This window comes from Streptomyces sp. P9-A2, from assembly GCF_036634175.1.
Lineage (GTDB): Bacteria > Actinomycetota > Actinomycetes > Streptomycetales > Streptomycetaceae > Streptomyces > Streptomyces pratens.
Genome location: NZ_JAZIFX010000001.1, coordinates 2,942,391 through 2,964,248 on the forward strand (window position 1 = coordinate 2,942,391; position 21,858 = coordinate 2,964,248).

Annotated in this window: 17 protein-coding genes and 2 tRNA genes; 7 read left to right on the top strand and 12 right to left on the bottom strand. The window is 70.7% G+C overall.

Annotated elements, in window-relative coordinates; genetic code table 11:
* Positions 1–89: 89 nt before the first annotated feature.
* Positions 90–163: transfer RNA gene (locus V4Y04_RS13320), tRNA-Lys, on the top strand.
* Between the two features lie 121 nt (positions 164–284).
* Here the strand turns inward: V4Y04_RS13320 and V4Y04_RS13325 are convergent.
* From V4Y04_RS13325 to V4Y04_RS13335, 3 genes are all read right to left on the bottom strand, one after another.
* The gene (locus V4Y04_RS13325; protein ID WP_332427942.1) at positions 285–890 is read right to left on the bottom strand and encodes a lytic polysaccharide monooxygenase auxiliary activity family 9 protein; all 606 of its coding nucleotides are present in this window, start codon (positions 888–890) and stop codon (positions 285–287) included.
* 275 nt (positions 891–1,165) lie between these two features.
* On the bottom strand, positions 1,166–2,344 hold the full coding sequence (locus V4Y04_RS13330; protein WP_332432826.1) for an SPFH domain-containing protein: 1,179 nt from the start codon (positions 2,342–2,344) through the stop codon (positions 1,166–1,168).
* 25 nt (positions 2,345–2,369) lie between these two features.
* Positions 2,370–3,263 carry an NlpC/P60 family protein gene (locus V4Y04_RS13335; protein WP_332427944.1) on the bottom strand — a complete coding sequence of 298 codons (894 nt, stop codon included), beginning with the start codon at positions 3,261–3,263 and terminating at the stop codon, positions 2,370–2,372.
* A gap of 322 nt (positions 3,264–3,585) precedes the next feature.
* Here V4Y04_RS13335 and V4Y04_RS13340 point away from each other — a divergent pair.
* The 3 genes from V4Y04_RS13340 (at position 3,586) to V4Y04_RS13350 (ending at position 8,257) form a co-directional block, all read left to right on the top strand.
* Positions 3,586–3,659: transfer RNA gene (locus V4Y04_RS13340), tRNA-Lys, on the top strand.
* Positions 3,660–4,127: 468 nt separating this feature from the next.
* Positions 4,128–6,320: a glycosyltransferase family 2 protein gene (locus V4Y04_RS13345; RefSeq protein WP_332427946.1), complete on the top strand. Its 2,193-nt coding sequence runs from the start codon at positions 4,128–4,130 to the stop codon at positions 6,318–6,320.
* Positions 6,317–8,257 carry a kelch motif-containing protein gene (locus V4Y04_RS13350; RefSeq protein ID WP_332427948.1) on the top strand — a complete coding sequence of 647 codons (1,941 nt, stop codon included), beginning with the start codon at positions 6,317–6,319 and terminating at the stop codon, positions 8,255–8,257. Before V4Y04_RS13345 ends, V4Y04_RS13350 begins: the two co-directional genes overlap by 4 nt.
* Positions 8,258–8,401: 144 nt before the next feature.
* Here V4Y04_RS13350 and V4Y04_RS13355 read toward each other — a convergent pair whose 3' ends face one another.
* The 3 genes from V4Y04_RS13355 to V4Y04_RS13365 form a co-directional block, all read right to left on the bottom strand.
* Positions 8,402–9,424 (bottom strand): glycoside hydrolase family 6 protein, encoded by a 1,023-nt coding sequence (locus V4Y04_RS13355; RefSeq protein ID WP_332427949.1) that lies wholly within the window; start codon positions 9,422–9,424, stop codon positions 8,402–8,404.
* Between the two features lie 307 nt (positions 9,425–9,731).
* Positions 9,732–10,394, bottom strand: a complete 663-nt coding sequence (locus tag V4Y04_RS13360; RefSeq protein WP_332427951.1) for a class F sortase — start codon at positions 10,392–10,394, stop codon at positions 9,732–9,734.
* An 11-nt stretch (positions 10,395–10,405) separates the two neighbouring features.
* Entirely contained in the window at positions 10,406–11,002 is a 597-nt protein-coding gene (locus V4Y04_RS13365; protein ID WP_332427953.1) for a hypothetical protein, read from the bottom strand.
* A 475-nt stretch (positions 11,003–11,477) separates the two neighbouring features.
* Here V4Y04_RS13365 and V4Y04_RS13370 point away from each other — a divergent pair, with 475 nt between their 5' ends.
* Positions 11,478–12,257 (top strand): HAD-IIA family hydrolase, encoded by a 780-nt coding sequence (locus tag V4Y04_RS13370; protein WP_332427955.1) that lies wholly within the window; start codon positions 11,478–11,480, stop codon positions 12,255–12,257.
* Positions 12,258–12,264: 7 nt separating this feature from the next.
* Here V4Y04_RS13370 and V4Y04_RS13375 read toward each other — a convergent pair whose 3' ends face one another.
* On the bottom strand, positions 12,265–13,065 hold the full coding sequence (locus tag V4Y04_RS13375) for a hypothetical protein (RefSeq protein ID WP_332427957.1): 801 nt from the start codon (positions 13,063–13,065) through the stop codon (positions 12,265–12,267).
* Between the two features lie 166 nt (positions 13,066–13,231).
* Positions 13,232–14,557 (bottom strand): ROK family transcriptional regulator, encoded by a 1,326-nt coding sequence (locus tag V4Y04_RS13380; RefSeq protein WP_443080009.1) that lies wholly within the window; start codon positions 14,555–14,557, stop codon positions 13,232–13,234.
* On the opposite strand from V4Y04_RS13380, the gene V4Y04_RS13385 reads away from it, so the two are divergent.
* The gene (locus V4Y04_RS13385; RefSeq protein ID WP_332427961.1) at positions 14,556–15,635 is read left to right on the top strand and encodes a Gfo/Idh/MocA family oxidoreductase; all 1,080 of its coding nucleotides are present in this window, start codon (positions 14,556–14,558) and stop codon (positions 15,633–15,635) included. The genes V4Y04_RS13380 and V4Y04_RS13385 overlap by 2 nt on opposite strands.
* Positions 15,632–16,123, top strand: a complete 492-nt coding sequence (locus V4Y04_RS13390) for a heme-degrading domain-containing protein (RefSeq protein WP_332427962.1) — start codon at positions 15,632–15,634, stop codon at positions 16,121–16,123. Before V4Y04_RS13385 ends, V4Y04_RS13390 begins: the two co-directional genes overlap by 4 nt.
* A 124-nt stretch (positions 16,124–16,247) precedes the next feature.
* On the opposite strand, the gene V4Y04_RS13395 is transcribed toward V4Y04_RS13390, so the two are convergent.
* From V4Y04_RS13395 to V4Y04_RS13410, 4 genes are all read right to left on the bottom strand, one after another.
* Positions 16,248–16,682 (bottom strand): SCO4225 family membrane protein, encoded by a 435-nt coding sequence (locus tag V4Y04_RS13395; RefSeq protein WP_332427965.1) that lies wholly within the window; start codon positions 16,680–16,682, stop codon positions 16,248–16,250.
* A gap of 330 nt (positions 16,683–17,012) precedes the next feature.
* On the bottom strand, positions 17,013–17,783 hold the full coding sequence (locus V4Y04_RS13400) for a YidC/Oxa1 family membrane protein insertase (protein WP_332427967.1): 771 nt from the start codon (positions 17,781–17,783) through the stop codon (positions 17,013–17,015).
* 128 nt (positions 17,784–17,911) lie between these two features.
* The gene (locus tag V4Y04_RS13405) at positions 17,912–18,259 is read right to left on the bottom strand and encodes a DUF6412 domain-containing protein (protein WP_443080175.1); all 348 of its coding nucleotides are present in this window, start codon (positions 18,257–18,259) and stop codon (positions 17,912–17,914) included.
* 229 nt (positions 18,260–18,488) lie between these two features.
* The gene (locus V4Y04_RS13410; protein WP_332427969.1) at positions 18,489–21,704 is read right to left on the bottom strand and encodes an alpha-L-rhamnosidase; all 3,216 of its coding nucleotides are present in this window, start codon (positions 21,702–21,704) and stop codon (positions 18,489–18,491) included.
* Positions 21,705–21,858: the final 154 nt, after the last annotated feature.

Here is a 21,858-nt window from a genome sequence, read left to right on the forward strand (position 1 = left end):
AGGCATCGGGCCGGTGCGGTCGGAAGCACCCCCCGGGAGCAGGTAGTATTTTCCGCGTCGCCGACCGCGGAAGCGGACGGCGGAGTCATGCGCCGCTAGCTCAGTTGGTTAGAGCAGCTGACTCTTAATCAGCGGGTCCGGGGTTCGAGTCCCTGGCGGCGCACAGTGAAGGGCCTCTCGCTCCCGCGAGAGGCCCTTCTGCGTGCCCGGCGCGGGTGCGGATCACACCCGGCCGGGGCGTGGCATCGGGGTTCGGTGCCGGACGGGTGACGCCGGAGAGCGCGTCAGAAGGTGACGTCCGAGCAGGCGTAGAACGCGTTGGTCGTGTCGGCGACCGACCACACCGCGAGGATGACGTGGCGCCCGCTCAGTCCGGACGGGAGCGTGCCGCTGTGCGAGAGCGTCTGCGGCGGGCGCTGCCCGTTGTAGGGCACCTTCAGGAACGGGGTGAGGTTGAGGTCGGACCGGGCCAGGTTGTGGTTCTGGTTCCAGCCCGGCTTGGTGATGTAGTACGAGAAGTCGCTGGTGGCGTGCATGGCCGTGAACTGCCACCGGAAGGTGTAGTTCTGGCCGCCCGACACCCTGGTGGCCGGCCATGCGCCGCCCGAGGGCGTCTTCGGGCCGTCGAGCTGGGCGAACCGCGTGTTGTCGGCCGAACAGAGCCGGCCGTCGGCGGCGCCGGAACCGGGGAAGCCCTTCGGGCCCTCGACGCTCTGCGGCTCCCACTGGATGGAACCGCAGTTGGTGACGCCGCCGTTCTGGCAGAGCTTCTGCCTGCTGATGGGGAGGTCGGTGTAGCCGTGGCCGCTGGCACCGCCGGAGGAGAGCACGAGCGCTCCGGTCGTGGCCAGCCCCACCGCGGCTGCGTACAGCTTGGTCTGTGCGCGCATGCTGCCGCTCCTGGGGAACGTGGGGGGGGTGGGGGGGGTGGTGGGGGAGTGTCAGTGAGCTGATGCAGGTAGGTCTAGACCAAGTCTCAGATTAGGGCCGCCGATTGAGCATGTCCATACCAATAACGCAATCCGTTCGACGCCTCCCCGCACCCGGCTCGCCCCGGCCACGGCAGTCCCTGCGTCCCCATCTCCCTGCGTCCCCATCTCCCTGCGTCCCCATCTCCCTGCGTCCCCGTCTCCCTACCTCCCTACCTCCCTACCTCCCTACCTCCCTACCTCCCTACCTCCCCTGCTCCCTTGCTCCCCTGCTCCCCTGATCTCCCGCTCCCTTGCTCCCCCCGTCCCGCGCAGAACGCCACCGTCAGATCCTTCACCAGCACCTTGCGCTCGTAGTCGTCCAGATCCACCAGGCCTCGCAGGGTCAGCCGGGTCACCGTGTCCTCCACCGAGTCCACGACCGAGGTGAGCGCGCTCGCCCGCCGCCGGGCGTCCAGCTCGGCGATCAGGCGCCGGTGTATGGCGGCGGCCACCTCTGGGGCGTACTCCGCCCGGACCGGCCGCACCGCGAACACCTCGATCCCCACCGGGCCCGCGTCCGCCGCGACCAGCCGGGTCAGCGCGCCCTGTGCCGTGCCCGCCGCACCTCCCGGCTCGCCCGGCGCCTCCACCGGCACCCGGAGCAGCGCCGCCTCGACGCACTCGCGCACGTACCTCTCGTGGTCCTCGACGCCCAGGGTGGCCCGCGCGGTGTCCCGTACCCGCCACACGACCAGGACGACCACCCGCAGCGCCACCCCGCCGCGGTCGGCCGCCTGCATCGGCTCACTGCGCCAGTGGCGCAGCCGTACGTCGACCCGGCGGCGCAGCAGCAGCGGGTTCACCCACAGCAGGCCGGTACGCCGGACGGTCCCGCGGTAGCGGCCGAACAGGCCGAGCACCCAGGCCCGCCCGGTCCGGCCGCGCGCCAGCCCGCCGAACCCGAACAGTCCGAGAGCCCCTGCAGCCGCGTACGCCGCCCACTGCGCGGGCCCGAGCGCGACGGCCCCCGCCGGTGGCAGGACGCCCGCCCACCACGAGGTGGCCACGCACCCGGCCGCCCCGCACATCCCGGCGAGCACTCCCGCGCCCCCGGGCAGCACCCGGGCGGGCCGCTCCACCGGCCCGGGGTCGGCCCCCGGTACGGGTGACCGGGACGCTTCGGCGGCCGGGCGACGGAGCCGCGGCTGCTCCCCCGTGCCCTGCCGGCACCCGACGACCGCGGGGCGCGGCCGCGCGGGCACCGGGTCGGGGCCGTCGCGGAACAGCAGATGGACGGGGATGTCGGTGGTGGACTCGTTGCGGATCACCCGCCCGGACCGCCCCACCGCCGGGCGCTCGCTCCCGGCCGGACGCCAGTGTTCGGGGGTACGGGGATCAGGCGTGCGGGAATCAGGCGTGTGCGGGCCAGGCATGTGCGGGTCAGGCGTATGGGGAGTGTCAGGAGTGGTCAGGGTCATGCGTGCCTCCAGCCTTCGCGCCGCCGGCCGTCAGCAGCTCCCAGGTCAGCGAGCCCGGTAGTCCGCCCGTGAGGATCCCCCCGCGGGCGGAAGCGGTCACGCCCAGGTACCGGTACGGGACGTAGCCCGCCGAGTTGTTCCAGTAGGCGTACGGGGTGGTCCGCCGGAGCGTGTTCGGGCGGGTCTGCTCGTAGGCGACGTAGGTGGTGCGTGTGCTGTCCGTCCAGCCGCCGAAGAGGACGGCGTGGGAGCCGCCCTGCGGGTCGGCCGCGTTGTGGAACAGCAGCATGTCCCCCGGCTGGAGTTCCGCCTTCGTGATCTTCTGCCCGTACTGCCCGAGGCTTCCGGTCCATTCGTTCGCGGGCAGGTCCCACGCCATCGAGACGAAGCCCGAGCAGTCCTGCCGGTATCCGTCGGACCAGTACGCGGACGCGCTGTACGGGACCTTCGCGGCGACCCATTTCTCGGCCCGTTCGATGATGTCCGCGCGGGTGATCGCGCGGACCGACGACGGGGGCGAGGGGTCCGCGGGGTACGTGGGATCCACGGGGTCGGTCGTCCGGCCGTCGGGGCCGTACAGCGGCCCCCTCGGCCCCTGCGGGGTGGCGGGCCCCTCGTCGGCGGGGGCGCCCCGGACTCCGGGAAGACCGGGGCGGCCGGCGGTGTGCGGGGCGGCCAGGGCGGGGACCGCGTACGCGCCGATCACCGCCGACACCGCGGCGGCGGCCACGACGAGGGGGCGGAGCGCCGCTCGCCGACCGGCTGTACGGACGGCCGGCGAGGGGGGAAGGACGAGCGCACGCCGCCCGCGCACACAGCCGGGGCAGTCGCAGTCGCTCGCGGGATCGAACTCCTCGAACACCGGAGACTCCACGCGCTCCACACGCTCCCGGCGCTCCCCGCACACCCCGCAGTCCGGGCGGCCCGGGTCATCCGGGCGACCCGGGCGGCCCGGGCGACTCCCCTCACAGTTCCGGCCACATACCCGGTCACACGCCCGGTGAAATAAGTCACGTCTGTGCATAAAAATCAGCTTCTCAACTGTCCACGGGGCACGCACTCTGACGGTCCGAATGATGTAAGCGCACCGGAGTGGGCCCCGGCGCGGGCGACGGCGCCGGGGCGGGACTCGGGCCCCGCCCCGGCGGATGGTCGGGAGCACCCGCCGGGGTCCGGTAGAGTTACGGGGTCAGCGAGCGCCGCTAGCTCAGTTGGTTAGAGCAGCTGACTCTTAATCAGCGGGTCCGGGGTTCGAGTCCCTGGCGGCGCACCGACAGCACGGGCCCCTCGTCACCGAGGGGCCCGTCGCTTTTGGCCGGAAACCCTCTCGCGCCCGTTGAACGCCTCCTCTTTGTCACACATATGGAACAGGAGCCCCACGCGACTCCCTCGACCGTCACAATGGGATCGCATGACCGGTGAGTACCAAATTTCACACCTTGCGATCATGATGAAACCCGTCCAACCTGGTTCCTTCACGATGCCGCGGGTTCGCGGCCGTTGGGGGGGCGGAAGACCGGCCGCGGACGGCACGGGACAAGGAATCCCGCCCTCCGGGTGATGCCGCGGGGGACGCGTCATGCAACCGTATGAAGCGCTGTGCCGTGTCTATATGGTGTGGGTGCCGTGGTGACAGCGATCCACCATTGACACGTCCGGGCCGGTCGAGGGGGACCGCACACGGGCGGAAAGAAGCGACGAAACACGCGGCAAGACCGTGTGTGGGGGGATGACACTCATGACGTCGACGCCGTCGGGCGCCCAAAGGGACGACGACCCGTCCCAGACCACCCAGCTCAGGGTGCCTGCGCACCGGACAGGAAACACGGGCGCTTTCCGCCGGATCAAGAAGACGCTGCCGAGATACGACTACGAGCACTACAGCCGGCTCGCGGGTCCCCTCACCCAGCCCGATCCGAACAAGCCGTACACGGTGCAGTACCGCTCGCTGATCTCGCAGGAGCCGCACCGCATCCGCATCGTGCTGATGCTGGCCGCGGCCCCCCTGCTGTCGGTGGTGCTGCTGGTGTGGCTGCTCCAGCCCGCGCACTGGACGGAGCGCGACTACCCGGCGTTCGACTGGCTGCCCACCCTCGACATCGTGATGCTCGTCTCGATCGGTCTGATCGAGCTCTTCCGCTGCATGAACGTGCTGTCCAACGCGCACGCCACGCTGGTCGCCCGCGATCCGGTCCCCGTCGTGCCCGAGACCGGCACCAAGGTCGCCTTCCTCACCTCCTTCGTGCCCGGCAAGGAGCCGCTGGAGATGGTGACGAAGACCCTGGAGGCGGCGGTCAAGATCCGCCATCGGGGCACCATGCACGTCTGGCTGCTCGACGAGGGCGACGACCCCGAGGTGAAGGAGGTCTGCGCGCGTCTGGGTGTGCACCACTTCTCCCGCAAGGGCGTCGCGAAGTGGAACCAGCCCAAGGGCCCGCACCGCGCCAAGACCAAGCACGGCAACTACAACGCCTGGCTCGACGCGCACGGCGACGACTACGAGTTCTTCGCCTCGGTGGACACCGACCACATTCCGCTGGCGAACTACCTGGAGCGGATGCTCGGCTTCTTCCGCGACCCGAACGTCGGCTTCGTCATCGGCCCGCAGGTCTACGGGAACTACGACAACTTCGTCACCAAGGCCGCCGAGTCGCAGCAGTTCCTCTTCCACGCGCTCATCCAGCGGGCCGGCAACCGCTACGGCTCGCCCATGTTCGTCGGCACGTCCAACGCCGTGCGCATCAAGGCGCTCAAGCAGATCGGCGGTCTGTACGACTCGATCACCGAGGACATGGCGACCGGCTTCGAGATGCACCGCGCCAAGAACCCGGCGACGGGCAAGAAGTGGCGTTCGGTCTACACCCCGGACGTGCTCGCGGTCGGTGAGGGCCCCAACGCCTGGACGGACTTCTTCACCCAGCAGATGCGCTGGTCCCGGGGAACCTACGAGACGATCCTCAAGCAGTACTGGAAGGGCTGGTACTCGCTGCCGCCGAGCAAGCTCTTCAACTACACCATGATGATCATCTTCTACCCGATGTCGGCCCTCAACTGGATTCTGGCCGCACTGAGCTGTGCGCTGTTCCTGGGCCTGGGCGCCTCGGGTGTGAACATCGACCCGGCGGTCTGGCTGATGCTCTACGGCAACGCCTCCGCGCTCCAGATCGGCCTCTACATCTGGAACCGCCGCCACAACATCTCCCCGCACGAGCCGGAGGGCTCCGGCGGTGTGGCCGGTATGGCCATGTCCGCGCTGTCGGCGCCGCTCTACGCGAAGGCGCTGATCGACTCCGTCCTGCGCCGCAAGAGCAAGTTCGTGGTGACGCCCAAGGGCGACTCGGCCAGCCCGGACACCTGGTTCGGCACCTTCCGGTACCACTGGTACTTCATCCTGATCTTCGGTGGCTCCCTCGCCGCCGGTTTCGTCTACGGACACGCGCACCCGGCGATGATCATCTGGGCGACGTTCGCCCTGCTGGTCACGGCCGCACCCCTGTTCGTCTGGCGGCACAGTATGCGCCAGGACAGGAAGAAGCCGCCCGGCGCCCATGCGTCGGGACGGCTCCCGGCCGACCGGCCGGCAACGGAGCCACCGAAGGACTTCGCCCACGAGCCCGCGACCCAGCAGCTGCAGACGCTCCCGCGGGTGCAGCAGGCGCAGGCGCAGGCGCAGACCCCCGGTCAGTACCAGGGGCAGCAGTACCAGGCTCAGGCTCAGCAGTACGGGCAGCACCACGCCCAGCAGCAGCCGCACGCCGCGCACGGCCGGCAGGACCGGCCCAGCTGGGCCGCCTCCCACGGCGGACCGGCGGGGCAGGGAGAGCCGGAAGGCCCGGCGGGGCCGGGCGGAGCGACAGGTGCCGGGAACAGCTCCGGCAGTGACCAGACGATGCAGATCGCCCTGGGTGGACTTGGGGGACGTAAGGAATGAACGACCGTGCAGGCCGCCGCCGCGCCCGTCGAATCGCGATAGGCACCACGGTGGTACTCGCGCTGGCCGGCATGAATGGACCGTGGCTGTACCGCTTCGGATCCGAGAAATACCACCAGTACAAGATCAACAAGCCGGAGTACAAGGCGGAGAACGGCCGCTGGGAGATCGTCGAGTTCCCGGAGAAGTACCGCCAGAACACCATCCACGCGGCGCTGCTGCACACCGGCAAGGTGCTGCTCGTCGCGGGTTCCGGCAACAACAAGGACAACTTCGACGCCAAGCAGTACGACACCCGTATCTGGGACCCGGTCAAGAAGACCATCAAGAAGGTGCCGACGCCGAGCGACCTGTTCTGCACCGGCCACACCCAGCTCGCCAACGGCAACCTGCTGATCGCCGGCGGCACCAAGCGGTACGAGAAGCTCAAGGGTGACGTGACGAAGGCGGGCGGCCTGATGGTCGTCCACAACGAGAACCCGGACAAGCCGATCACCCTGCCGGCGGGCACCAAGTTCGTCGGCAAGGAGAACGGCAAGACCTTCGTCTCCAAGGACCCGGTGCTCGTCCCGCGCGCCGAGAAGAACTTCGACAAGGAGACCGGCGAGTTCCTGGGCAACACCCCGGGCTACGGCCGTACCTACGTCGAGGCGCAGAAGGAAGGCGCCAAGCACCAGACCGGTACGCAGGACAACTACACCGTGCAGGGCCTCAGCGGTGAGGACGCGCAGAACACGTACGGCATCGCCGAGAAGCTCGCCCTGGACAAGAAGGACTTCCAGGGCATCGACGACGCCTTCGAGTTCGACCCGGTCGCGGAGAAGTACATCAAGGTCGACCCGATGAAGGAGGCCCGCTGGTACCCGACGCTCACCACCCTGAGCGACGGCAAGATCCTCAGCGTCTCCGGCCTCGACGACATCGGCCAGCTGGTCCCGGGCAAGAACGAGATCTACGACCCCGAGACCAAGAAGTGGACCTACACGGACAAGATCCGTCAGTTCCCGACCTACCCGGCGCTGTTCCTGATGCAGAACGACAAGATCTTCTACTCGGGCGCGAACGCCGGCTACGGCCCCGACGACGTGGGCCGCGACCCGGGCATCTGGGACGTGGAGACCAACAAGTTCACCAAGGTCCCCGGCATGAGCGACGCCAACATGCTGGAGACGGCCAACACCGTGCTGCTGCCCCCGGCGCAGGACGAGAAGTACATGGTGATCGGCGGCGGCGGGGTCGGCGAGTCCCCGCTGGCCAGTGAGAAGACCCGGATCGTCGACCTCAAGGCCGACAGCCCGCGCTTCGAGGACGGCCCCTCGATGGACAAGGGCACCCGCTACCCGCAGGCCTCGATCCTGCCCGACGACAACGTGCTGATCTCGGGCGGCTCGGAGGACTACCGGGGACGCGGCGACTCCAACATCCTCGAGGCGCGGATCTACGACACGGCGGAGAACGAGCTCAGGCGCGTCGCCGACCCGCTGGTGGGCCGCAACTACCACGCCGGTTCGATCCTGCTGCCCGACGGCCGCCTGATGTTCTTCGGCTCGGACCCGCTGTACGGGGACAAGGCGAACACCAAGCCCGGCGAGTTCGAGCAGCGCATCGAGATCTACACGCCGCCGTACCTCTACGGCGAGAACGCGCAGCCCAACCTCGCGGGAGGCCCGCAGACCATCAAGCACGGCGAGTCCGGCACCTTCACCTCGAAGGACGCCGCGTCGGTCAAGAAGGTCCGGCTGATCCGGCCGAGCGCCTCGACCCACGTCACCGACATCGACCAGCGCTCCATCGCCCTCGACTTCGAGACCGACGGCGACAAGCTGACGGTGACCGTGCCGGAGAGCCGGAACGTGGTCCAGGCGGGCTGGTACATGATGTTCGCCGTCACCGCGGACGGAACACCGAGCAAGGCCCAGTGGGTGCAGGTGCCGTAACCGGCCCGACCCGACAGCCCGCGCCCGGCACATACGGGCACACGCGCAGGGGGCGTCCTCCGTCATGGAGGACGCCCCCTGCGCGTGTGTGCGGTGTGCGGTGGATGACGCGTGGTGTGCGGTACGGGGTGGGGGTGTGCGGGGTCAGTCGCCGGCCTTGGCGAGCTTCACCGCGTAGTCCTCCCACCATTCGCCGGCCTTCGGGCCGCCCTTGCACTCACCGTCCGACTCGCCGGGCCGCTTCACCCACAGATACGCGTCCACCAGCGGGTCCGCCGTCTTGATCGTCGGCGTCTCGCCGAGGGCACGGCCGGGCGGGTTGCACCAGCGTTCGGCCGCGTCGCCCCCGGTGTACGGGCCGTTGCCGTTGCGGCTGGTGTCTACGACGAAGGGCTTGTCGCCGACCTTGGCGGAGAGCTGCTTGCCGTAGGCGATGGACTCCTCGGTGGAGTAGAAGTTGGAGACGTTCACCGAGAAGCCGTCGGCCCGGTCGACGCCCGCCCACTTGAGCGGCTCGAAGATCTGGTCGGGGTTGCCCCAGCCGGCGTTGCCCGCGTCCAGGTACACCGTGGTGTTCTTCAGGCTCTTGAGCTTGTCGACGGCACCGTTGAGGACGTCGTAGCGCTCCTCGTGGAACTTCTCCGGTGTGCAGCCGTCGACCAGGTGGAGCACCGCGTCGGGCTCCAGGATCACGGTCGCCGCCCGGTCCCCGATGCCCTTGGCCACGCTGTCGATGAAAGCGCGGTAGGCATCGCCGTCGGCGGCACCGCCCTGCGAGTACTGACCGCAGTCGCGGTGCGGGATGTTGTAGAGGACGAGCAGCGCGGTGCGGCCCGCCTTGTCGGCCGCCTCGGTGAAGCCGCGGGTCTGCCCCTCCGGGTTCTCCGGGCTGATCCACTCGGCGGCGGGCTGCTCCGCTATCTTGCGGATCTGCTCGGCCTCCGGCTTCTTCCCGTCTGCCCTCAGATCGGCCATCTGCCGCGCGGCCGTGCCCTCCGGGTTGACCCAGAAGGGGTTCGCGTCCTTGGGCTGCTGCGTGATCTCCGCGCCGGCCGCCTCGTCCGAATCGCCGCCGGAGGAACACGCCGTCATCAGCAGCGCAGCCCCCAGTACCGCTGCCGACGTCCGCCTCCTGGCGAACGCCCCGACCCCCCTGCTGCCGTACATCCATCCCCCCTTGGGTGCACTTGTTCCGTGCGTGCCGAGTCCCAATCCTGACATACGCGCCGCGGCAGCCACGCGGCCGAGCCATTCTTGCCCGCGCGCTGTTACGGCCGTCGTACGGTGACAGGTCGCCTGGGGCGATCACGGAACGCGACCGGGGACGGGCGGGGGCGTCGCCCGCCCCGGAGCCACGTCCGGGCCGGGTGGACGGGGTGCTCGGGGCGGGGAGCGGTCGCGCTCGGGGCGGGGTGGACGGGGCGCTCGGGCGGGGACGCGGTCGCGCCCAGGGTGAGGGCGCGGTGGCGCTCGCTCAGGCGGTGGTGCCCGTCAGGTACGCGGAGACGACCACGTTCGCCGTGTAGCGGTCGCGTGCCGTGTCGAAGGTGCCGCCGCAGGTGATGACGCGCAGTTCGGCCCGGCCCGGGCGGCGGGGCCCGTAGGCCTGCCGGGCGTCGAACCCGTCGCGGGCCAGGACCTGGACGTCCTCGATCGTGAACTCGGCGACCTGGTCGTCCTCGCGGACCACCCGGATCTTCTGGCCGGGTTTCAGCGTGCTCACCTTGTAGAACACGGCGGGCCGGGTCTCGGTGTCGACGTGTCCCACCACCAGCGCGGTGCCGGACGCTCCGGGCGCCACCCCGTCCGCGTACCAGCCGACCACGTCCGGCCGGTCGAACGGCGGCGGATCGAGCGCGCCGCGTTCGTCCAGGCCGCGGGAGACCACCGGGGCCCGGACGTCCAGGCCGGGTATGTCGAGGCGCTGCGGCGGCGCCTCGCCCAGCGGGCGGTGGGCGGGCGGAAGGTCCGCCCGGGGCGGCCGGCCGGCGGCCGCCATGTCACCGGTGGAGGGGTCCGGCCCGCCGGGGTGCGGGCCGGTCGCCTCCCCGCCCCACAGCCAGAGCACGAGCAGCAGCACCACCCAGGCCACACCGGTGAGCAGCCGGCCCGGGCGTATCTCGTCGTGATCGGACACGGTCGGCCGCCTCAGCCGGTCGTTCTGCGGCTCCGCCGGACGCGGTTGCGTACGACGGCTCCCGCGGCGGCGGCCGCGAGGAAGAGTCCGGTCACCGTCTGCGCGGCACCCGGCCCGCCCTCGTCGACACCGGTGCCGGTGCCGGTGCCGACGGCCAGGGGGGCGCCGCCGCCACCGCCCGCGTCGACGGGGGCGACGGGCGAGGCGTGGGCGGTCGGCTCGGCGGCCTCCGGCTTCGACGGTTCGGCGGTCCCGGCGGGCAGGTGGCGGGCGGGGGCGACCTTGATCGTGCCCTGGCGGGCCCGCTCGCCGCAGTTGACCAGCACGGGGTACGTGCCCGCGGTGAGCGTGGAACGGACCCGGCTCTCGCCGACGAGTACGCCGTCGGCGACGGTGAGCCGGACCTCGGAGACGAACGCCGAGGACACGGCCAGCGCCGTCCGCTCGGCACACTCCGCCACCTTGAGGGTGACGTCGGTACCGGGCGCGGGGACCACCGGTGTCACCGAGACGCCCGTGTCGTCCGCCGTGTCCGCCGCGTACGCCGCCGGGGTGAACGCGGCGGCGGCCAGGATTCCGGTGCAGAGAGTGAGTCGCAGTGAACCCATCGTGTACCTCCAGACACCGGGAGCGTGCCCCGTCGAGCGGGGTACCGCACCCTCAGGGCGCGGTGGTTGCTCCGTACGGGTGACATGGGAGGGGACTGCTCCGAGGTCCGCCTTTGGAGCCGAAAGTGATCGACGGGACGTGCGACGGAATCCACGAGCTTGGCCAACCGATACGGCAATCGGGGCTCGAAATATCAGGTTCGGGCCTCATCGTGAAGTCATAGAACGTACATTCGACGGAAAGGGGAGACGTACACCGTGGAGATGAAGCGGCGGGAGCTGACACGGGTCATCGAGGCCGTGGTGATCAAGCCCGCAGGCAAGGGTGGTACTCAACGGGGCGCTTTCCGAACCGACTTGCTCGAGATGATGTGGAAGTGACGGTACGCATCTCCGCCGGGGCAGCCCCGGCGCAGAAGTGTCTGCATAGCATGAGGTCGTCCCATGGTCCACGTACGGCAGGAGTCCATCTCCCATGACAGAGCGCAAACCCATCGAGTCGTGGCTCACCGACATGGATGGGGTCCTGATGCACGAAGGGGTGCCGGTCCCCGGTGCGGATGCCTTTATCAAGAAGCTGCGCGACCTGGGGCGGCCGTTCCTGGTCCTCACCAACAACTCGATCTACACGGCCCGAGACCTGCACGCACGCCTGAACCGGATCGGGCTCGATGTGCCGGTCGAGAACATCTGGACCTCCGCCCTGGCGACAGCGACGTTCTTGGACACCCAGCACCCCGGCGGTACGGCCTACGTCATCGGCGAGGCCGGCCTGACGACGGCCCTGCACGACGCGGGCTACGTCATGACCGATACCGACCCCGATTTCGTGATCCTGGGTGAGACTCGTACGTACTCGTTCGAGGCTCTGACGAAGGCCATCCGTCTGATCGACGACGGAGCCCGGTTCATCGCCACCAACCCGGACAACACCGGACCGTCTCCCCAGGGCGCGCTGCCCGCGACGGGTTCCGTGGCCGCGCTGATCACAAAGGCCACCGGGAAGAAACCGTACTTCGTCGGTAAGCCGAATCCTCTGATGATGCGAACCGGCCTCAACGTCATCGGAGCGCACTCAGAGACCAGCGCCATGATCGGTGACCGGATGGACACCGATGTGCTGGCCGGGCTCGAAGCCGGAATGGAGACCTTCCTCGTCCTCACGGGCCTGACGACGAAGGACGACATCAGCCAGTACCCGTACCGGCCGACCAGGATCGTGGAGTCGATCGCGGATTTGGTGGACCTCGTCTGAGACGGCGTCAGCGGCGCCGCCGTCCCCGCAGTACGACCACGCTCCCGGCAGCCAGCAGCAGGGCGGTTGCCGCCAGCGCCGCACCCAACCCTCCGAACCCGGTGCCGGAGAGTTCGTGGGCGAGGGGGAAGCGACTGTCACCGGGGGCGGGAGAGGTGAGGCCGGTGCCGTCGGAGTCGGCGTCGTGGGCTCCCGGTTCGGGTTCCGTTTCGGCACGTGTCTCGATGCGGAACCGGTACTCGTCCGACTGTCCGACCCAGTCGCCGTCGCCTTCGCCGTCGCCTTCGCCGTCGTCCTCGTGCCGCTGGACGATCGCGGCCGTGACGACGACCTCGTTGGCCACGGCGTCGGACGTGAGGGCGAGCCGTACCTTCACGGTGAGGGTCCGGCCGGCCCCGACGGTGAACCCCTCGAAGCCGGCGTCGTCGTCGGCGAGGACACCGACGAGTTCGTCCTCGTCGGTGGTCTCGAAGCGGACGGTGTGCGGCGGTTCCCGGTCCGCCGCGTAGAACTCCAGCACCGTCTGCGAGGCCCGCAGCGCCCGCTTGTCGTCGTAGAGCACGACGACCGGGTGGATGCCACCGCAGGAACGGTCGGTGGTGTTGGTGAGTGCCAGGTGCCAGGTGCCGAAGCCGCCCCCGGCCCGGTAGGAGTCGGGGCCGCCTTGGATACGGGTGGTCAGCGGGAAGTCGGACTCGTCCGCGGCGGCGCAGGCGGGCGGCGGTGTTTCCGCGTGGGCCGGGGCCGCGGGGGGAAGAATCGCGGCCACCGCCGCCAGGAACAGGGACGCGGGCGTGCAGAGTCGCATGCCATACGGCCTTGCCGTTCGGCGGGCGGACACCACGGGGGCGCCTCCGATCGCCCCCGCACGGCGGCACGATTCCCCCCGCTCGGCGTAACCCGCCGTCCCGCCCGGCTGCTCCGTCCGTCTCCCCGTCCCCTCCCTCTTGTCCTTTTCTTGTCCCTCTTGTCTCTTATCCGTCGCCCCGTCCGAACACCGGGGCCAGGACCGACTGGGCCGCCCCCTCGGCGACCCGCTGCCCACTCCCCTGGCGTCCCCCCTCCCCGCCGCTCCGCCCGCCGCCCGAGGCGATCCGTACCGGGACGGGGGTGTCCCCGGTGCGTCGGGCGCGGGCCTCCAGGACCTCGCGCACACCTCGTACGAACGTCTCCGGGGCCGCCTCGACGATCCGGCCGCCGAGCAGGACGCGGTCGATGTCCAGCAGGCCGACCAGATTCGCCGCGCCGGTGCCCAGGACCCGGGCCGCCTCGTCCGTGTCGCCCCTGGCCACCGCGCCCAGGCACAGGGCCTCGACGCAGCCCCGGTCGCCGCAGCCGCAGGGCGGCCCGTCCAGTTGGAGGACCTGGTGGCCGAACTCCCCCGCCCCGGTCCGCGGCCCCCGGTGCACGCTGCCGCCGATCACCAGCCCCGCCCCGAGTCCCGTGCCGAGGTGCAGATAGGCGAAGGAGCCGCCCTCGCCGCCCACGGCCAGGCCCAGCGCCGCCGCGTTGGTGTCCTTGTCGACGACGACCGGCACTCCCAGCCGCCGCGACAGCGCGTCCCTCAGCGGGAACCCGTCCCATTCGGGGAAGCCGGTCACCCGGTGCAGGACGCCTCGGGCGTGGTCCAGCGGTCCGGGCAGTGCGATCCCGGCGCCGAGCAGGGAGAGGCGGCGGCGTCCGCGCACGGTCGCCTCGTCCCCCGGCTCGCCCGGCTCCGCCGGTGCCTCCCGCGGTTCCCCGTCCCGTTCGCCCCACAGTTCCTCGATGACCCCTGCCACCCGGGTCAGTACCGCCTCCGCGCCCGCGCCCAGGTCCAGGGGGGTGTTCCGCTCTCCCACGACCGTCCCGTCGAGGTCGACCAGGACGGCCCGTAGTTCGTCCCGGTCCAGGTGCACGCCCACCGCGTGCCCGGCGTCCGGCACCAGGCGCAGGACTGTCCGGGGTTTGCCTCCGGTGGACGCCCGGCGTCCCGCGTCCGCCGCGAGGCCGTCCGCTCGTAGCCGGGCGGTGATCTTGCTGACCGCCTGGGGGGTGAGCCCGGTCCGCTCGGCGAGCTCGAGCCGGCTGATGCCCTCCGCTCCCGCGGTCCGCAGCAGGTCGAGCACGAGCGCGGTGTTGTGGCTGCGCAGGCCGAGCAGGTTGACCCCGGCCGTCGCAGGCCCGGTTCTGCCCGTCGTGTCCCTGCCCGTCGTGCCCCTGCCGTTCGGTCCGGCGTCCGGTCCGCCGTTCGTCCTGTTCACCCGCCCATTCTCTCCCGTGCTTGCACTTTGGCAACAGCGTTGCGAAAGTAGGAGCATGACTGGTACTCCTCTTCGCGTCGGCCTCGTCGGCTACGGCCTCGCGGGCTCCGTGTTCCACGCCCCGCTGATCACCGCGACCGAGGGCCTCGCCCTCGACACGGTGGTCACCTCCAACCCCGAGCGGCAGCGGCAGGCCCGCACCGAGTTCCCGGACGTCCGCGTCGCGGCCACTCCCGACGAGCTCTTCGAGCGTGCCGGCGAGCTGGACCTGCTCGTGATCGCGTCGCCGAACAGGACGCACGTCCCGCTCGCCACCGCCGCCCTGAAGGCCGGCCTGCCGGTCGTCGTCGACAAGCCCCTCGCCGGCACGGCGGCCGAGGCCCGTGAGCTGGCGGCGCTCGCCGAGGAGCGCGGCCTGCTCCTCTCCGTCTTCCAGAACCGCCGCTGGGACAACGACTTCCTCACCCTGCGCAAGCTGGTGTCCGAGGGCACGCTCGGTGACGTGTACCGGTTCGAGTCCCGCTTCGAGCGCTGGCGGCCGGAGCTCAAGGGCGGCTGGCGGGAGTCCGGCGACCCCGCGGAGATCGGCGGTCTGCTCTACGACCTCGGCAGCCACGTCGTCGACCAGGCGCTCGTCCTCTTCGGCCCGGTGACCTCCGTGTACGCCGAGGCGGTCGTCCGCCGTGAGGGCGCGCGGACGGACGACGACACCTTCATCGCGCTCACGCACGCGAACGGCGTCCGCTCCCACCTCCACGTCTCCGCGACCACGGCCCAGCTCGGCCCGCGCTTCCGCGTCCTGGGCTCCGAGGCGGGGTACGTCAAGCACGGCCTCGACCCCCAGGAGGCCGCCCTGCGCGACGGCCTGCGCCCCGGTACCGGAGCAGGCGCCGACTGGGGCACCGAGCCCGAGGAGCTGTGGGGCCGCGTCGGTTCCGGGGAGTCCCCGCTGACCGACGGCGGACGCCCCGAGCCGACCCTGCCCGGCGACTACCCCGCCTACTACACGGCCGTGGCGAAGGCCCTCCTGGAGGGCGGCCCCAACCCGGTGACCGCACAGGAGGCCGCCGCCGCCCTGGACGTGCTGGAGGCGGCCCGCCGCTCCGCCGACGAGAAGGTGACGGTGACGCTGTGACACAGCCCGCATCCACCCCCGCTCCCGTCCCCACCGTCGAGGAGCTGGAGGCGCAGGAACGCCGTCTGGTGTTCCGCCGGTTCACCCACGAGGACGCCTGGGCGCTGGGTTCCCTGCTGGTGGAGATGGCCCGGGAGCGGCAGGCCCCCGTCGCCATCGACATCCACCGCGCCGGCCAGCAGCTCTTCCACGCGGCACTGCCCGGCTCGGCCCCCGACAACGACGCCTGGATCGCCCGCAAGCGCCGGGTCGTCGAGCGGTACGGTGCCGCGTCGTACCTGGTGGGTGCCCGGCACCGGGCCAAGGGCACGACGTTCGAGGAGTCCTCCCGCCTCGACCCCGACACCTACGCGGCCCACGGCGGTTCGTTCCCGATCACCGTCGAGGGCGCGGGCGTGATCGGCGCGGTGACGGTCTCCGGCCTCCCCCAGCTCGAGGACCACCGGATGGTGGTGGAGGCGCTGGAACGGTACCTGGAACGGCTTTAGGGCCTCTCGTCCGGATCAGGCCGGGCTCGCGGGATCCGGCCTGATCCAAACGCCCCCCTAGTCCCACCCCAGGCCCGCGGCCGCCGAACAGCCGCGGCTCCTCACCGACGGGGACCTCGCGGGTTCAGGCGCGCCAGATCAGCACGATCAGGCCGAAGAACGCCAACAGGCCCATCGGAACCAGGAAGGGGGAGGCACCGGGCCGGCGGGAAGCCGAACGGGACAGGGCGGCGATGATCCTGGCGTTCGCGAAGGCCGCCGACAGCCAGAACACCGTCCACAACGGTTCGAACAGCCAGGCGGGCGCCGCGTGGTAGAAGCTGTAGCCCAGCAGCCACTCCTCGACGTGGCTCAGGTAGATCATCACGGACGCCACGAACGTCCAGGGCATACAGAGGATGACGGCCAGAAACCGCACCATCCAACTGGACTCCACCAGGCCGAGGTTCCCGGCCGAGGCCCAGATCGCCAGAACGGCGACGATGCCGAAGTAGACCCGTGAGGTCCGGTCGCTCGTCGCGTCCTCCACGGCACTACGGATTTTCAAGGTGCCAGTCACCAGCAGTCCTTATTACTAGATGGTCCCCTGGGGGCCACCCGGCCGGGTGGCCCCCAGGGGCACTCAACGGTTTTCGGCAGACGCCGCGGCTACCAGATGTGCCGTCTCAGGTTGCTGGCCAGCTTGCTCCAGGTGTTGTACGCACCCTTTCACTCCGCTGATGAAGCCTCCACGTCTCCGGGCAGCGCAGGATCGGCAGCGCAGGAAGGCGGCGGTCGGTATCCGTGAGAAGCCGCCACCATGGCCCTTTCACGTACTGAACCGTCCCTCCACGGCCGGCCGCCCTTCACCGTGGGCCCGTCTCCGCGGGCCCACGCCTCCACGAGCGCGTCACCGATGGAGCGCGGCCCGCTCCACCACACCCCACGCCATGCTGGTGACCACGTACAGCGCGGCGGCGAGCGGGACCACGGCCACGGTGACGAGCGTGAAGAACGACAGGAACGGCGTCACCTTGGCCACGGCCCCCATCCCGGGCACCGCGACGGGTTCCGCGGCACCCTTGCCGGTGCCACCACCACGTCCACTACTGCTACCGGCACCCGCACCCGCACCGGTCAAGGCCGCGTTCGCCGCCATCGACCGCTTGGTCAGCCGGTAACTGAAGGCGGCGACCGCCACGACGACCGCGAACAGCCCTGCGTACACGAGCCCCGCCCCGCCGAGCGGCCCCCCGTCCCCCAGCGCGTCGACCCAACGGCCGCCCAGCGGAGCGGTGAACAGCTCATGGCCGAGCAGCTCGTTGGGCCGCCCGCCGATCGTGGTGTTCGAGAACAGGTAGAACAAGAGGAAAAAGGCGGGCAATTGGAAGAGGCTGGGCAGGATTCCGGCCAGCGGCGACACCTTCTCCCGGGTGTGCAGGTCGAGGAGGGCCCGCTGAAGCTTCTCGGGGTTGCGGCCGTACCGGCGCCGCAACTCGGCGATCTTCGGCTGGAGTCGGGCCCTCGCCTTCTGACCGCGCGCCGCGGCCCGGGACAGGGGGTGGACGAGGAGTCGTACGAACGCGGTGAACAGGACGATCGCGGCGGCTGCCGCGGAGAGGCCGAACAACGGCTGGAGCAGGTCGGCCAATTGCTCGACCAGGCTGGCGAAGACGGACATGGGTGAGCCCTCCGAGGGTCTCGTCGTGCCGAAGGCCCCGGGCGTACCGGGACGGGAAAGAGGGATGACGGCATGACGACCCACGCGGGGCGTGGTGGACGAAGGTGAGAACGGGTGCCCTACGTGCCCTACGCGACGGTCGTCGGGAGGGCGTGTCCGGGAGCTCTGGGCCGGGTGCGGCCCCTGGCGTCGGGGTCGCGTTGCGGCAGGAAGGCGGTACGCCGGTCGCGGTCGCGGAGGGCCGTACGCACCAGGGTGGGCGGCACGACGGACGCGCTGCGCGCGAGGACGACGGCGCACACGGTGAGCGTGGCGGCGGCCGCGGTGGTCGCGGCGAGCGCGACGGTGCCGGAGAGTCCGGACAGCCCGCCGGTGGCCGGCAGCATGAGCAGGGCGACCTGGAGCAGCGGGAGCAGCACGGTGACCGCGGCGAAGGCGGCGCGCACGTCGCCGCGAACGGGCGTCGCGACGCGTATCGCGGTACGGATCACCGACACCCCCTGTCCCTTCGCCTCGCGCCCGGTCGGACCCGGCACGATGCACGATCCATTCCTGTCCGCCATCTCAACGTCCGGGACCGGCACAACAGTTCCGTACGGTTCCGCGAAGTTCCGCGAAGTTCCGCAGGAGCCGCATCCGCCGTCCGCCCTCCCGCTCCCGACCGTGCGTACGGACAGGGAGGGCGGACCGCGCCGCTGTCACATGTCACACGGTGAACCGGTGGTTTCCCGACCCCACCTCGAAGACGGCGAAGCCGTTCTCCGCACGCACGAAGGTTCCGTGGGTGTGTGTGACGCGCTTGGGGTGGTCCGTCGGGATCCACACCTCGGCGGTGGTGTTCGCCGGCACGCCGCACGACAGCCGGAATCGGCCGGACCGCTGCTCCCACGCGGTGGAGACCGGGCCGTAGAGGGAGGTGAAGGTCGCCCGGGCGGAGGTGACCTCGCCGCCCGGGCGCGGGCGGATGACGATCTGCCGGTAGCCCGCCCGGCCCGGGGCGATGCCGGCGATGTTGGCGTACATCCACTCCCCCACGGAGCCGTAGGCGTAGTGGTTGAAGGAGTTCATGCCCGGGGACTGGAACTCGCCGTCCGGCTGGAGGGAGTCCCAGCGCTCCCACATGGTGGTCGCGCCCTTGTCCATCTGGAAACCCCAGCTCGGGAAGGTGCGCTGGTGCAGCAGGCGGTAGGCGACCTCGGTGTGGCCGGTGTCCGTGAGGACGGGCAGCAGGCGCGGGGTGCCGAGGAATCCGGTCGACAGGTGCCAGTCGCGTGCTTCGATCAGGGCGACGAGGCGGTCGGCCGCGGCCTTGCGCAGGGCGTCCGGAACCAGGTTCATGGACAGGGCGAGGACGTAGGCGGTCTGGGTGTCTCCCTTCACCTTGCCGTCGGCCGTCACGTACGCCGTCTCGAACGCTGTGCGTACGCGCGCGTGGAGGTCGGCGTAGGGTGCGGGATCCTCCCCCAGTTCCGTCGCGATCAGTGCCGCGAGGTCGGCGCTGTGCGCGAAGTAGGCGGTGGCGATGACGTCCTTGGGCGTCTCGTCGGACACGTTCAGCCAGTCGCCGTATCCCGCGTCCGGACGCAGCAGGCCGGTGCTGTTCTGCTCCAGGTAACGCAGCCAGGCCTGGACGGACGGCCAGGCATCCTCGAGGACCTGCCGGTCGCCATACGTCTGGTACAGGGCCCACGGGACCGTGACCCCCGCGTCTCCCCAGCCCGCGACGCCCTTGCCGATGTCGCCGGCCTGCGGGGCCACGTCCGTGAACGCGCCGTCGGACGTCTGTGCGTCGCGGAGGTCGACGAGCCACTTGGTGAGGAAGCGGGCGGACTCCATCGTGTAGGTGGCCGTGGGCGCGAAGACGTTGATGTCGCCGGTCCATCCCAGTCGTTCGTCACGGGCCGGTGTGTCCGTCGGGACGGAGAGGAAGTTGCCGCGCTGCCCCCAGGTGATGTTGCGGTGCAGCTGGTCGATCATCGGTACGTCGGTCTCGAAGGTGAGCGTGAAGGGTGCGGAGGTGTGCATGACCCGTCCGGTCACGGCCGACGCCGGCGGTGTGCCGGGGAATCCGGTCACCTCGACGTAGCGGAAGCCGTGGAAGGTGAAGCGCGGTTCGTAGACCTCCTTGCCGGTCCCCTTCAGGATGTAGGTGTCCGTCGCGGCGGCCGACCGCAGGTTGGCGGTGTAGAGGGTGCCGTCGGGGTTGAGGACCTCGCCGTGCCGCAGCCGCACCGCGGTGCCCGCCTTGCCCGACACGCGCAGTCGTACCGAGCCGACCATGTTCTGGCCGAGGTCGAAGATGAAGACGCCCGGCTTGGGTTCGGTGACCTTCTGGGTGCGGAGTTCCTTCTCGACGCGTACGGGGCCGTCCACCTGCGCGACGATCCGCGGCGGGGCGGCGGCGTCGGCGTCACGTACCGGACGCCACGCTCCGTCGTCGAATCCGGGTGAGGTCCACCCGGCCGTCTCCTTGCGGGCGTCGTAGGTCTCGCCCGCCAGCAGGTCGGCGGAGACGATCGGGCCCTGGGCGGCACGCCAGTCGGGCCCGGTGGTGATGCGCTCGCTCGTCCCGTCGGCGTACTCGACCTCCAACTGTGCCAGCAGCCCCGGGTGTTCCCCGTACTGGTGCGGTCCGAACCAGCAGATGTTGCCCGCGTACCAGCCGTGGGCGAGGTGGACGCCGAGGGCGTTGGCTCCCGGGCGGAGCGCGTCGGTCACGTCGTAGGTCTGGTACTGCACGCGCTTGTTGTAGTCGGTCCAGCCCGGTGCCAGTTGATCGTTGCCCACCCGCTTGCCGTTGAGGTGGGGTTCGTACACGCCGAGGGCCGTGGCGTACAGACGGGCGCGTGCGACCTTCTTGCGCGGCAGCCTGAACTCGTGGCGGAGCTGGTGGGCGGCGAACAGCACCGGCACGACCTCGCCCCACGGCCCGGCGCCCCAGGCGGCGGCCACCTTGGCGGCCTGCCACCCGGTGTCGTCGAAGTCCCGCTCGCGCCAGTCGTCGGCCGGCTCCCGGTCGGTGGACCTCCACGCGCCGTCGGTGACGATCCTGCGCTCGCCGGAGGCCGTGGTCAGGGCGAGTACGCCGATGAGGCCGGCGGGGCCGACCGTGCGGTTGGTCGCGGAGACGGCCAGGATGTTCGTGCCGGAGCGTAGGTGCTCGAGGACGTCGATGACGTCCGGGCGGCGCCATCTCCGCTCGTCCGAGTCCAGGGCGGTGCTCGCCACTTCGGTGCCGTTGACGGAGGCGACGTAGGCGTCGTCCGCGCTGAGCACCAGCGTGGCCGCGGTGACGGCGTCCGGGAGGTCGACGGAGAGACGGAACCACCGGGTGTCCGCCGGAACGCTCTGCGCCGGTTCGCCCTCGGGGAACCAGATCCACGAACTGCCCTCCAGGGAAGGGGGTTCGGTGAGGGAGGCGGGAGCGGATATCCACCGCGCGGACCACTCGGCCTCGTCCATCAGGCCGGTCTCCCACCAGGACGGTTCGCTCCACGGCGAGACGGCTCCGCCGGCGTCCCAGACACGCACCGACCAGTGGTAGCGCGTACGCGGCTCGAGCCGGGGTCCGTCGTAGGAGACGAGAACGGACTCGGCCGAGGCGACCTTGCCGCTGTCCCACACGTCCGGGCGGGTCAGGCGGGCCACGCTCGACGCGATGCGCACCTGGTAGGCGCTCTGTCGCTGCCCCGGTGCGGTCGCGGTCAACGGCCAGCTCAGACGCGGTCGGGCCACGTCCAGGCCCAGGGGGTGGCGCACGTACTCGACGGTCGGAGAGGTCACCCGTAAGGCGCTCCCTCCCTTGCGCGCGGCGGAGGGCGCGGCCCCCGCCGGCACCGCTCCCGCGGCCGGCACCGCTCCTGCGGCCACGGCGCCCACCGTGGCCGCGGCGCTCGCGAGAATGTTCCTTCTACTGATCACAGCGGCTCCATCGGAGAGAGGGGAGTCGTAGAGGGTGAGTCATAGAGCGTGAGTCATAGAGCGTGGCAATCGAAGCTGAATCGATTCATGCGAACGTAAAGGGAACGCGAGACACCGTCAATAAGCGTGCGCGGATTTTCGTCATACCCGTCGG

Excerpts from the sequence above, each read along its gene's own strand:
- V4Y04_RS13400 (WP_332427967.1), bottom strand. The coding sequence starts at position 17,783 with ATGTCCGTCTTCGCCAGCCTGGTCGAGCAATTGGCCGACCTGCTCCAG.
- V4Y04_RS13375 (WP_332427957.1), bottom strand. The coding sequence starts at position 13,065 with ATGCGACTCTGCACGCCCGCGTCCCTGTTCCTGGCGGCGGTGGCCGCG.
- V4Y04_RS13380 (WP_443080009.1), bottom strand. The coding sequence starts at position 14,557 with ATGCTCCTACTTTCGCAACGCTGTTGCCAAAGTGCAAGCACGGGAGAG.
- V4Y04_RS13345 (WP_332427946.1), top strand. The coding sequence starts at position 4,128 with ATGACGTCGACGCCGTCGGGCGCCCAAAGGGACGACGACCCGTCCCAG.
- V4Y04_RS13325 (WP_332427942.1), bottom strand. The coding sequence starts at position 890 with ATGCGCGCACAGACCAAGCTGTACGCAGCCGCGGTGGGGCTGGCCACG.
- V4Y04_RS13370 (WP_332427955.1), top strand. The coding sequence starts at position 11,478 with ATGACAGAGCGCAAACCCATCGAGTCGTGGCTCACCGACATGGATGGG.
- V4Y04_RS13350 (WP_332427948.1), top strand. The coding sequence starts at position 6,317 with ATGAACGACCGTGCAGGCCGCCGCCGCGCCCGTCGAATCGCGATAGGC.
- V4Y04_RS13330 (WP_332432826.1), bottom strand. The coding sequence starts at position 2,344 with ATGCCTGGCCCGCACACGCCTGATTCCCGCACGCCTGATCCCCGTACC.
- V4Y04_RS13385 (WP_332427961.1), top strand. The coding sequence starts at position 14,556 with ATGACTGGTACTCCTCTTCGCGTCGGCCTCGTCGGCTACGGCCTCGCG.
- V4Y04_RS13365 (WP_332427953.1), bottom strand. The coding sequence starts at position 11,002 with ATGGGTTCACTGCGACTCACTCTCTGCACCGGAATCCTGGCCGCCGCC.
- V4Y04_RS13355 (WP_332427949.1), bottom strand. The coding sequence starts at position 9,424 with ATGTACGGCAGCAGGGGGGTCGGGGCGTTCGCCAGGAGGCGGACGTCG.